Annotated in this window: 2 protein-coding genes; both read right to left on the bottom strand. The window is 72.7% G+C overall.

Annotated features, from left to right (window positions below; translation table 11 throughout):
* Positions 1-16: 16 nt before the first annotated feature.
* The gene (locus tag DEJ48_RS09825) at positions 17-1720 is read right to left on the bottom strand and encodes an ABC transporter ATP-binding protein (protein WP_150215786.1); all 1704 of its coding nucleotides are present in this window, start codon (positions 1718-1720) and stop codon (positions 17-19) included.
* Positions 1720-12660 carry a non-ribosomal peptide synthetase gene (locus tag DEJ48_RS09830; protein WP_150215787.1) on the bottom strand — a complete coding sequence of 3647 codons (10941 nt, stop codon included), beginning with the start codon at positions 12658-12660 and terminating at the stop codon, positions 1720-1722. The genes DEJ48_RS09825 and DEJ48_RS09830 overlap by 1 nt, the downstream gene beginning before the upstream one ends.
* Between the last annotated feature and the right edge of the window lie 29 nt (positions 12661-12689).

Here is a 12689-nt window from a genome sequence, read left to right on the forward strand (position 1 = left end):
GTCACGGGACGGCCCGTCACCTCGCCACCGCCGCACAGTAGTCCTCGTCGGTGGCGAGAAGGTTGCGGTGGCTGTCCTCCGCGGTGATCACGCCTTCGTCCAGGACGAGCACCCGGTCCGCGGCGTCCAGCATGGCCGGGCTGCTGGTGATCACGACGGTCGTGCGGCCCCGGCGCAGCTTCGCGACGTTCCGCGCGATGAGCTGTTCGGTGACCGCGTCGACGGCCGTCGTCGGATTGTGCAGGACGAGGACCTCCGTGTCGGCGGCCAGCGCGCGGGCCAGGGAGAGGCGCTGGCGCTGTCCTCCGGAGAGGTTGGCTCCCCGATCGCGTACTCCGTAGTCGAGGCCTTCGCGGTGGAGGGCCACCACGTCGGTGAGCATGGACGCCTCGACGGCCTCGGAGATCGTGCGGCTGGTGCCCGACGGGTCGATGTTCGAGCGGAGGGTGCCCGCGAAGATCTCCCCGTCGTACGGGTTGACCAGGATGTGCTCGCGGACCGCCTCGACCGACAGGTCCGCCATCTCCCGGCCGCTGACCCGCACCACTCCCTCGTACGCGTCCGGCGGCACGTTCATCGCGAGGACCGACGCCAGGTCGGCGACCGCGCGCGGCTGGTACCCGGCGATGGCCACGAACTCGCCCGCCGCCACCGTGAACTTCAGCTCCCGCAGCGACCCGTACCGAACGGAGTCGATCTCCAGGTCCCCGCCGGGGGCCGGGCGTCCGGCTCCGGGATCCGTCACCGGCGGCGCGTTCAGGACCAGCGCCATCCGCTCGGCCGACGCCCGCGCGATCATCACGTACTTGGGCATCTCGGAGAACATCTTCAGCGGTTCCATGATGAACTGCGCCAGGCCGACGGCCATCACGAGTTCGCCGATGGTGATGCCGCCCTCGAACGCCAGCCAGCCCGCCGTCAGGGTGACCGCGGCCGCGAGGACCGCGTTGAGTGCCTGGGCCGTGCCCGCGTACACGCCGTTGACCTTGGCCACGGTGACCGACTGGTGCTTGGCCTCCGTGCTGACGGCCCGGTAGGAGCGGAACGCCGCGTGGTTGCCGCCGAAGCCGTGCAGCGGGCGCAGACCGCTGATCAGGTCGGCGACCTTCGCGCCGGCCCGCGCCACCCGGGCCTGCTGTTCACGCGTGCTGGACCCGATCCGCTTGGACATCACGCTGAGGATCGAAAGGATCGCGACGGTGCCCACGATCACGAGCAGCCCGAGCCGGTAGTCGGCCATGCCGAGCGCGACCGCCGCGACGAGCACCGCGACCAGCGAGCTGATCAGCAGCGGCACCACCTCGATGATGTCGGCGGTCTGGTCGGCGTCCTCGGTGGCGATGGTCAGGACCTCGCCGGACTTGAGGTCGACGTCCCTGGCCACCGGCTGGAGGCCGCAGGCGGCGACCTTCACGCGCCAGCGGTGCGCCTCGGTCGTGTTGGCCTTCTGCAGGACGCGCATCCCGAACCGCCACGACAGCGAGACCGTCGTGATGATCACGGCGAGCGCGCCGATGGAGAGCGCGAGCGCGCCGAGGGTCCTGTCGTCCTTCATCGTGTGCTCGACGATCATGCCGAGCGCGATGGGGAACGCCGTCTCGCCGGCCTGGTACAGGCCCATGAGGACGGTGCCCAGGACCATCGCGCCGACGTTGCGGCGCAGGGCGGTCCGGAGGATGTCGGACCCCGGTCGGGGCCGCTTCGTGTCAGGAGTCGTCATCAGTCGTCAGAGTTGTCATCGAGGTGGCGGGCAATCGCTTCCGGGGTTCGCAGGGTGAAGAGGTCGCGGATGGTGATCACAGGACCGTACTCGCGACGGAGCAGCCCGATCAGCCGGACCGCCAGCATCGAGTGTCCACCGAGGGACACGAAGTCGCTCACCGCGCTCACCTCGTCGTCGTCGAGGTCCAGTGCTTCGGCGAAGAACTCGCAGACCGTGGTCTCGGTCTCGGTCTCCGGGCCGCGCTCCCCCTCCGTGGTCAGCGCGCCGAGGGGCTTGGCCTCCGGCAGCGCCTTGGTGTCGGCCTTCCCGTTCACCGTGAGCGGGATGCTGTCGACCTCGGCGAAGTGCGTCGGGCGCAGGAAGTCCGGCAGGCCCGTGCCCACGTCGGCCGCGACGGCGGCCAGGTCGGCGCCGTCGAGCACGAGATAGGCGGCGAGGCGGTACGCGCCGTCGACCTGCGGGTCCGGCTGGGCGACGGCGGCGGCGAACCGCACCGCCGGGTGCGCGGCGAACGCGGCCTCCACCTCGCCCAGTTCGACGCGGTGGCCGCGGATCTTGACCTGCAGGTCGGTGCGGCCCAGGTAGGTCAGGTTCCCGTCGGGCCTGCGGAACACCAGGTCACCGGTGCGGTACATGCGCTCGCCGGGGGCGCCGAAGGGGCAGGCGACGAAGCGGTGCGCGGTCTGCGCGCACTGGCCGAGGTAGCCGCGCGCGATGCCGACGCCCGACACGTACAGCTCGCCGGGGACACCGTCCGGCAGCGGCCGTAGCCACGGGTCGAGCACGTACACGTCGGTGTTGTCGATGGGCACGCCCACCACCGGGTCCTGGCACTCGAAGGTGCCGACGCCGAGGGTGTTGATCGTGTACTCGGTGGGCCCGTACAGGTTGTAGCCGACCGTGCCCTCGGTCTCGGCGAGCCGCTGCCACAGGGTCGGTGTGACGGCCTCGCCGCCGAGCAGGACGAGGGCGGGGCGCCGCTCCGGCTGGTCGAGCAGGCCCTCGGCCACCAGCTGCTGCGCGTACGTCGGGGTGACGTTGATGACGTCGATCCCGTGCTCCAGGCAGTACTCGACCAGGCCGGGCGCGTCGCGGCGCAGTTCCTCGTCGCAGATGTGCACCTCGTGTCCGTCGGCGAGCCACAGGAGCTCCTCCCACGACATGTCGAACGCGAACGACACGGTGTGTGCGATCCGGAAGGTCCGGTGGCCGTGCTCGGCGAGGACCGGTTCGAAGATCCGCCGCTGGTGGTTGACGAGCATGTTGGTGAGCCCGGCGTACTCGGTCACCACGCCCTTGGGCTTTCCGGTCGATCCGGAGGTGTAGATCGTGTACGCGGGGTGCCGCAGCCGGTCCGGGTCATCGGGGGCGAACGTCACGAACGGCTCGGCCGCGGGCAGCGGGCGGTCCAGCTCGATGAGGCCGTCGGTGGCGGCCAGGGCGCCGGCCAGCCGCGGGGAGACCGTGCTGACCGTGAGGATCGCGTCCGGGTGTGCGTCCTCGACGATCGCCGCGATCCGTTCGTCCGGGTGGTCGAGCTCCAGCGGTACGTACGCGGCGCCGACGCGCAGCACGGCGAACAGCGCCACGATCGAGTCGAGGGAGCGCGGTATCGCGAGCCCCACGGTCGTCTCGGGGCCGAGGCCGCGCCCGGCGAGCACGCCCGCCACCGCGCGGCTGCGGTCCCGGAGTTGGGCGAAGGTCATCGTCGAGCCGTGCGCGACGAGGGCGACCCGCTCGGGGTCACGGTCCGCGGCCCGGTCGAAACGGTCGACGACGGTGTCCGTGCCGACGTCGGTGCGCTCGGCGGGCTCGGGGGCGCGGCCGAGGCCGGGCAGCGCGCCGAGGGGGCCTGTCGCGCGGGCCAGGTCTTCGAGTACGCGTACGTAGTCGTCGAGGAGGCGGCGGGCGTCGGCGGTGTCTCCGTGGCGGTGCTCCAGCTTGACCGTGAGACGGTCGCCGGGCGTCACGACCCAGGTGAACGGGTAGTGCGTGGAGTCGTCGGCCGTCACGGAGGTGATGCCGTGCCGGGAGTTCATCTCGGCGAAGGCGTCCATGTCCAGGAAGTTCTGGAGCACGAACAGGTTGTCGAACAGGGTGTCGTGCCCGCTGGCCCGCTGGATCTCGCCGAGCCCGAGGTGCTCGTGCTCCATCGCCTCGACCCTGGCCGCCTGTACGGCCGACAGGTAGCCGCCGACGGTGTCGTCGGGCCGGGCCTTCGTCCAGGTCGGCACGGTGTTGAGGAGCACGCCGACGACGTCGGAGAGGCCCTCGCCGTCGCGGCCCGACACGGTCACGCCGAACACGGCGTCACTGCGGCCCGTGTGAGCGCCGAGGAGGAGGCCGAACGCGCCGGTGAGGACGGCGTTCAGCGTCACGCCGTGCTGCTTGGCCGCGTCCTTCAGGAGGTCGGACTGTTCGGTGGTGAGCCGGTGCACGAGCGCGGGCGGCAGGTCCTGCGACAGCGTCGGCGCGGGCCCTGCGAGCAGGGTCGGGCCGGTGACGCCCGCCAGGTGCTCCGCCCAGAAACGTTCCGACACCGCGGAGTCCTTGGCGTCGAGCGCCCTGGCGTACTCCTCGAAGCTCGGCGTGGCCGGGGTCGGGTCGAACGGCTCGCCGGCCACCGCGGCCTCGTACGCGTCGAACAGGTCGCGCAGCACGATCTCGCGGGACCAGCCGTCCCACAGCAGCAGGTGGTAGCTGAGCAGCAGTCCGTCGTGGCCGCCGGGCAGGCGGACGACGGTGAGGCGGATCAGCGGAGCCTCGGCCGGGTCGAATCCGGCGTCGCGGTCCCGGGTGCGGAACTCCTCGGCCTCGGCGTCGTCCGCGAGCTCCACCGTGCGGACGTCGACCCGTCGGCCGGCCTTGAGGACCTGGACCGGGTTGCCGTCGTCGTCGGTGGTGAAGCCGGCGCCGACGACCGGGTGCCGTGCGATCACGTGCGCCATGGCCTCGGCCAGCGCGTCGGTGTCGAGGCGCCGGTCGAAGGTGAACCAGCTCTGCGCGACGTAGTGTCCGGCCGCGCCCGCCATCTGCGCCTGGAAGAACAGGCCCCGCTGCAGCGGTGTGACGGGTGCGGTGCGCTCGGCGGTCGCGGAGGCGTCGGCGACGCGCTCCAGGGCGGTGAGCCAGTGCTCGGCGACGGCGTCGGGGATGCCGTCGGCGAGGGTGAAGGCGGCGTGCAGGCTGCCGGTGGCGTCGTCGGTCCAGGCGTTGACCTCGACGGCATACGGGCTGCCCTGGTCGCCTCCGGTGACGTGCACCGCCTGCGACTCGCTGCCCCGGCCCAGGTAGTTGAAGAGGACCTGAGGGCGGCCGGTGAGCAGCGGCGCGGTCTGCGGGTTGAGGTACTTCAGCTGTCCGTACGCGATGTGCCCGCGCTCGTCCGGCTGGCGCTCGGCGACTTCGCGCGCGGCGGCGACGGGGTCGGTGTGCGCGGTGAGCCGTACGGGCGCGATGGAGGTGAACCAGCCCACCGTCCGGGTGTAGTCGTGCTCTTCGGAGAGGGCGACTCGGCCGTGCCGCTCCAGCTCGACCGCGAGGTCGGTGGGCGACGGCTGCACGTGGGTCAGGGCGGCGCGGAGCGCGCCGCACAGGAGCTCGGTGAGGCCGACGCCGAGGGCGGCGGGCGCGGTGCGGGTGAGGCGGTCGCTCGTCTCGGGCGGCAGGACGACGGTGGTCTCGCGCAGGTTTCCGCTGTCGCGGTCCGGCAGCAGCGCGGGCGCTTCGAGTGTGGTGATCCAGTGCGGGAGGCCGTCGATCGTCTCGTCGGAGGCGGCGCCGAGCGTCAGCGCGTCGGCGTACTCGGCGTAGGACGTGGTGGGCGGCGCCAGGTCCGCCCCGCTCATGGCGGTGGCCAGGTCGTCGAGGAGGACCAGCCAGGACACGGCGTCGACGGCGATGTGGTGCACGGTGACGACCAGAGTCCTGCCGGCCTCCAGCCACGAGAACGCGACGACGTCCCCGGTCCCCGGGTCGAGCCGGCCCGCGGCCTCGTCCGCGGCGGCCGTCGCGTCGGCCGCGTCGGTGCGGATGACGGCGACCTCGCGTGCGGGTTCGGTGCGCAGCGCCCACACGCCGTGCTCGACGCGCAGTCGCGTCCGCAGGGCCGGGTGGGCGGCCACGACGGCGTTCGCGGCGTGCTCGGCGTCGGCGAATCCGGTGCCCTCGGGGGCCTCCAGGGTCCTGGCCTGGACGAACCGGTCGAGGGAGCCGCCCAGTTCGCGCTGGCGCAGGATGATCGGCGTCGGCGTGAGGGGGCCGTCCTCGCGGCGGGCGGGAGCCGGGGCGGAGGCGGGCACGCGGGGCACGCCGGCACCCACGTGCTCGGCGAGCGCGCGCGGCGTCCTGAACAGGAAGACGTCACGGGGCGCGATCGGCAGGCCGAGCGCCCTCGCGCGGTTGATCACAGTGATGGCGACGATGCTGTCGCCGCCCGCCATGAAGAAGTCGGTGTCCTCGTCCACGGCGGCGGAGCCGGGCAGCGTCTCGGCGAAGATGCCGACCAGGGAGGCGAGCGCGGAACCGCTCGCGGCGGTACCGGAGTTGTCGGCCTCCTCCGCGGCGCGCTCGGCCAGTGCCTTGCGGTCCAGCTTGCCGTTGACGGTGAGCGGCAGCGCGTCGACCGTGAGGACCCGGCCCGGCACCATGTGCACGGGCAGCTTCGCGGCGAGCAGGCCCGCGAGGTCGCCGGGGGCGCGGCCCACGACGTGCGCGACGAGGTGGTCGCCGCTGTCGGCGACGGTGACGGCCACGTCGACCACGCCGTCGAGCTCCCGGAGCGCGGACTCGACCTCGCCGAGCTCGATGCGGAAGCCCTTGAGCTGCACCTGGTCGTCGGCGCGCCCGGCGAACTCCAGCTCCCCGTCGAGCGTACGGCGGGCGAGGTCGCCCGTGTGGTACATGCGGGACCCGTCGTCCGCGAACGGGTTCGCCACGAACCGGCCGGCGGTGAGGCCGGACCTGCCGAGGTAGCCGAGCGACACCTGGTCGCCCGCTACGTAGATGGCGCCGACGCGGCCGGGCGGCACCGGCCTGAGCCGGTCGTCGAGCAGGTAGGTGACGAGGCCGGGGATCGGGCCGCCGATGGGACTGACGTCCTGGCCGCGGGTGACGTCCTCGTCGGTCAGCACCCGGCGCGTGACGTGCACGGTCGTCTCGGTGATGCCGTACATGTTGACCAGCTCGGGCGACGCCGTGCCGTGCCGCTCGACCCAACCGCGCAGCCGCCCGAGGTCGAGCGCCTCGCCACCGAAGATGATCTTCCGCAGTGCGGGGAGGGGTTCGGCGGCGTGCCGGTCGGCCTCGATGAACTGGTAGAACGCCGACGGCGTCTGGTTGAGCACGGTCACGCCGCGCTCGCGGACGAGCCGGTGGAAGTCGACCGGGGAGCGGGTCAGGCCGTACTCGGGCACCAGCAGCTCACTGCCGTGCGCCAGCGCGCCCCACAGCTCCCAGACCGCGAAGTCGAAGGAGAAGGAGTGGAACTGGACCCACACGTCGTGCGGCCCGAAGCCCATGTCGGGGCGGGTGTTGGCGAGCAGGGTGACGACGCTGGAGTGCGGCACGACGACGCCCTTGGGGCGGCCGGTCGATCCTGAGGTGTAGATGACGTACGCGGGGTCGTGCCAGGCGGCTTCGGGCACCGGCCCGGCGGCGTCCTCCGGCATCTCGTCCCCCTGGACGAGCACCCGGGCCGATACGCCCGCCCGCTCCAGCAGCCCGGTGAAGCGGTCGCGCTGCTCGCGGTCGACGAGGACGACCTGCGGGGCGGCGTCGGCCAGGATGTACTCCAGGCGCTCGTCCGGGTAGGCCAGGTCGAGCGGTACGTAGGCACCGCCCGCGGAGACGATCGCGACCAGCGCGACGACCTGCTCCACGGAGCGCGGCACGGCGACGGCGACGCGCTTGCCGGGGCCGACCCCGGCGGCGCGCAGGCCTGACGCCAACTCGTTCTTGGCGTCGGCCAGTTCGCCGTACGTCAGCGACCTGGTGGTGCCGTCGAGTGCGCACTGGGTGACGGCGGTCGCCGCCGGGTCGCGGCGCGCGGCCGTGTCGAAGAGGCCGCCGAGGGTCGTCGGCTCGACGTGTGCGGGCCGCCGGGCGCCCTCGGGCCCCAGCTCGCCGACCGGAGCGTCCGGGCGCGTGAGGAGGCCGGTGAGGGTCAGCGTGAAGGTGCGCAGGATGTCCTGGGCCGTGTTCTCGCCGACGAGCTCGCCGTCGTAGATCAGGTTGAAGCGCGGACGCCCGTCGAGCGCGCGCTCCACGACGAGGGTGAGCGGGTAGTGCGGGGCTCCTTCGTTGACGAGGTCGGTGATGACGAGCTCGGCGTCGGGGGTCCGCAGGCTGTCCACGTCCGTCGCGACGTCGAACACCACGAGGGTGTCGAAGAGCGGCCCTGCGCCCGCCTGGCGGCCGATGCGCGCGAGCGAGACGTGCTGGTGCGGCAAGACGGCGCTCTGGTGCTCCCGCACCCGACCGAGGAGGTCGCCCGCGGTGGTCGTGCCGGTCCAACGGGCCCGTACGGGAATGGTGTTGATGAACAGGCCCACCATGTCGCCGATGCCGGGCACGTCCGCGTCACGCCCGGAAACCGTGGAGCCGAACACCACGTCGTCGGTGTGCAGGATGCCGCCCAGCGTCACGGCCCACGCGCTGTGCACGGCGACGCTCAGCGGCACTCCGGCGGTGCGGACGGCGGCGTCGACGTCGACCTCGGCCTCGACGGCCGTGTCGGCGAACCGGTCCGACGGGGTGTGACCCTCGGCGACCAGTGAGGACCCCGGCAGCCCCGCGAGCTCCTCGCCCCACACCCGGTCGCTCTCGTCGTCGTCCCGCCCGGCGAGCCAGTGCACGTAGTCGGGGAAGCCGCCGACCGGGTACACGGTGCCCGGCGCGTGGTACTCGGCGAGGAGTGCGCGCAGCATCGGCGGCACCGACCAACCGTCGGCGATGATGTGGTGCACGGTCTGCACCAGGACGGCACGGTCGTCGCCCTCACGGACGAGCGTGTACCGCATCAGTGGCCCGGTGGCCAGGTCGAACCCGGCGCGGCGGTCCCGCTCGGCGAGGTCGCGCAGCTCGGCGCCGGTGATGCCGGGGCGGTCCACGGTCGTGAAGGGCGCCTGGACGCCGCTCTCCAGGACGGAGACCACGCGGCCGTCGGCGAGGGCCGTGAACCGCGCGGCGAGGTTCGGGTAGAGCGTGAGCAGCCGGGTCGCGGCGGCGGCGAGCCGGTCCGCGTCCACGGGCCCCTGCAGGGTGAGGAGTTGCTGCTCGACATACGCGCCCGCCGAGTCGTCGTCGAAGACCGAGTGGAAGTACAGGCCTTCCTGGAGGGGGGTCAGCGGCAGGACGTCCCGCAGCGCCGGGCCGTCCAGGCTGTCGACGTCGGCCTGGGTGAGCGGCACCAGGGGGAAGTCGCTGGGGGTGTGCCCGCCCTCGTCGAGCGCGGCGAGACCGGCGAGGGCGACGCGGAAGTAGCCGCCGAGCGTCGCGATGTCCTCGTCGGTGAACATGCCGTCGGGCCAGGAGACGGTGGTGACCAGTTCGTACTCGCCGCCGGCCGAGGCGGGTTCGGCGATGGCGTTGAACTCCAGGGCGCGCGGCAGGCTCATGTCCGGGTCGCGCTTCTCGCCCAGCTGGCCGGTGGCGCCCGTGAGCTGCCAGTGTCCGGAGGCGCCCGCGTCGAAGCGGCCCAGGTAGTTGAAGAGCACCTGCGGGGCGGGCGCGTCGAACCGGGTGTCGTGCAGGTAGCGCAGGGCGCCGTAGGAGATGCCGTTGCTCGGTACGCGCGCCAGGTCCTCCTTGACCGCCTTGAGGGCCGCGGCGAGGTACTCGGGGGCGGTGAGGTCGGGCGCGCCGCCCGGGTCCACGGCCACCGGGAACAGGGTGGTGAACCAGCCCACGGTGCGCGAGAGCTCCGGCTCGAAGCCCGCGGCGTCCGCCACGTGACGGCCCTCGCGGCCGTGGCCCTCCAGTTCGATGTGCGCGAACGTCTGGTCCTGTCCGAGGTCGCGGCGCCACCGGGCGAGGGCGACGGCGAGTGCGGTGAGGAGCACGTCGTTGACGCCCGCGTGGAACTTGGCAGGTATCTCGCCGAGGAGGGCGGCCGTGACCTCGGGGCCGACGGAGACGGTCTGGATCCGCTCGCGTGCGACGGTGTCGGCGGCGGTCAGCGCGCGCCTGCCCACCGGCTGGTCGGTGCCCGGCAGGGGCCGGTGGAAGTAGTCGAGGTCCGCCGCGAAGTCCGCACGCTCCAGGAGCTGCGTCCAGCGCCGGAACGAGGTGCCGACCGGGGGCAGCTCGACGGGCGCGCCGGAGGAGAGCTGCCGCCAGGCCGTGGCCAGGTCCTCCATCAGGACCCGCCAGGAGACACCGTCGATCACCACATGGTGGACGACGACGACCAGTTGGTTCTCCGCGCGGCGCCAGACGGCGCGGAGCATCACGCCGTCGTCCGGGTCGAGACCGTCGGTGGCGAGCTCGACGCACGCGTCCAGCGGCCGGTCGCTCTCCTGCCACACGGGGGCGGCGGCGCGGTCGGCCTCCGGGATGTCGAAGCTCCAGCGGTCGCCGCGCACGAGCTTCGCGCGCAGCATGTCGTGCCGTGCGAGGACGGCGCCGAGTATCTGGTCGAGCGCCTCGGGGTTGAGTTCCTCGGGGGTGTTGAGGACGACCGACTGGACGAAGCCGTCGACGGCGCCGGTGGTCTCGCCGAGCCACTGCACGATGGGCGAACCCGCGACGGCGCCGGTCGCGACGTCGCCGTGGTCGGCGGTGGAGACGTCCTCGCGGCTGGCGACGGCGGCCAGGGCGCCGACGACGCTGTGGGTGAAGATCTGCCGTGCCGTGACGTAGAGCCCGGCCTCGCGCAGCGCGCTCAGCAGCGAGATGGTCAGGATGCTGTCGCCGCCGAGCTGGAAGAAGTCCTGGTCGACGCCGACCTCGTCGAGCTGGAGGACGGCGGCGACCGCCGCGCAGACCACGCGCTCGTTCTCGGTGGCGGGCGGGGCGACGGCGCCGGTCGCGGTGGAGGGTTCGGGCAGCGCGTTGCGGTCGAGCTTGCCGTTCGCGGTGAGCGGGAACGCGTCCATCACGACGATGTGGGTGGGGACCATGTACTCGACCATGTGGTCGACGGCCCACGCCTTGACCTCGTCGGCGCGCAGGCTCTCGCCGCCCGCGGGGATCACGTACCCCACGAGGTAGGTGCCGCCGGCCGTGTTCTTCTTGGCGACGACGCAGGTGTGGCGTACGCGGGGGTGCTCGGCGAGGCCGACCTCGACGTCCTCGAGCTCCAGGCGCATGCCGCGGATCTTGACCTGGTTGTCGGCGCGGCCGAGGAAGTCCAGGGAACCGTCGGGGGCGAACCGCGCGAGGTCGCCGGTGCGGTAGAGCCGGGACCCGTCCGACGCGAAGGGGTTGGCGACGAAGCGGGAGGCGGTCAGGCCGGGCGCGTTGACGTAGCCGCGCCCCAGGAGGAGGCCGCCCGCGTACAGTTCGCCGCCGACCCCGACCGGTACCGGGCGCAGCTCGTCGTCGAGGACGTACAGCTGGGTGTTGGGGTTGGCCCTGCCGATGGAGGTGGAGAGGCGCTCGGCCTCGCCCCGGTAGATGACGTGCGAGACGCCGATGGTCGTCTCGGCCGGGCCGTAGCCGTGGTAGAGCGGGATGGCGAGCTGGGTGCGGAAGCGCTCGTACAGCTCGGGGGTGAGCACTTCGCCGCCGCACCAGACGTGGCGCAGGCTGTCGAGGCGGCCGGAGTCGCCCGCCATCTCCAGGAGCACGTCCAGCATGGACGACACGAGGTACGTGAAGGTGACGCGCTGTTCGGCGATGACGCCCAGCAGGTGGTGCGGGTCGCGTTCGCCGCCGGTCCGCAGGACGACGAGGCGGGCGCCGCTGACCAGGGGCAGGAAGATCTCGTTGATGGAGATGTCGAACGAGAGCGGCGCCTTGAACAGGGACGCGTCGTCGTGGCCGAAGTGCAGGATCTCGTCGACCTGCCAGAGCAGGCGCTCGCTGATCGCCGCGTGCCGGATCATCGCGCCCTTGGGACGCCCGGTCGAACCGGACGTGAAGATCACGTACGCGAGCGAGTCGGCGTCCACGGCGACGTCGCCGCCCGTCGTGGGCAGGGCGTCGAACGCCCAGTCGGCGAGGTCGACGGCGACGGCTTCCGGCTCCTGCGGGTCGTGCTCGCCCGAGGAGTTGAGCTGCAGGACGACGCGGGCGTCCTCGATGACGACGGAGCGGCGGGCCGCGGGCCACTGCGGGTCCAGCGGTACGAAGGCGCCACCTGCCCGGAGCACGGCGAGCAGGCCGACGACCATGTCGGCGGAGCGGCCGAGCGAGATGCCGACGACCTGCTCGGGGCCGAGGCCGCGGGCGAGGAGGTGGTGGGCGAGCTGGGCGGACCGTTCGGCCGCCTCGCGGTAGGTCAGCGAGCGGTGCTCGTCGACGATGGCGACGGCGTCCGGCCTGGTGCGGGCCTGTTCGAGGAACATCTCGACGACGGTGGGGCGGACCCGGTCCGCGTCGGTGTCGTTCCACTCGGCGAGGGCCTTGAGGCGTGACTCCGCGTCGTCCGGGCCGATGCTGCCGAGGGGCCGGTCGGGGAAGTCGGCGAGGTCGTCGAGTGCGCGCCGCGCGGTGTCGGGGTCGACACCGTCAGGGACAGGGACATGCCACCCCTCGGCACCTGCTTCCCGACTGCCGGGCCCGGAACCGCCGTTGTCGACCCAGCCGAGGACGTCCGCGAAGAGCGTGCCCGGAGCGAGCTCGATGCCTTCGGGGCTGCGGCCGGTCGCCCAGTACGACAGACCGATGGCGCAGGCCTCGGCGATGGTCCGGTCGGAGTAGTCGCCGGCACGCCGACGCACATCGGCCAGGCGGTCGGGGGTGAGCAGCGCGAGGCGAGCGCTCGGTTCCATCATCGAAGACACAGCGTCCCTTCCAGGTAATC

The sequence above is a fragment of the Streptomyces venezuelae genome (assembly GCF_008642315.1).
In the GTDB taxonomy this organism is placed as follows: domain Bacteria; phylum Actinomycetota; class Actinomycetes; order Streptomycetales; family Streptomycetaceae; genus Streptomyces; species Streptomyces venezuelae_D.

Excerpts from the sequence above, each read along its gene's own strand:
- DEJ48_RS09825 (WP_150215786.1), bottom strand. The coding sequence starts at position 1,720 with ATGACGACTCCTGACACGAAGCGGCCCCGACCGGGGTCCGACATCCTC.
- DEJ48_RS09830 (WP_150215787.1), bottom strand. The coding sequence starts at position 12,660 with ATGATGGAACCGAGCGCTCGCCTCGCGCTGCTCACCCCCGACCGCCTG.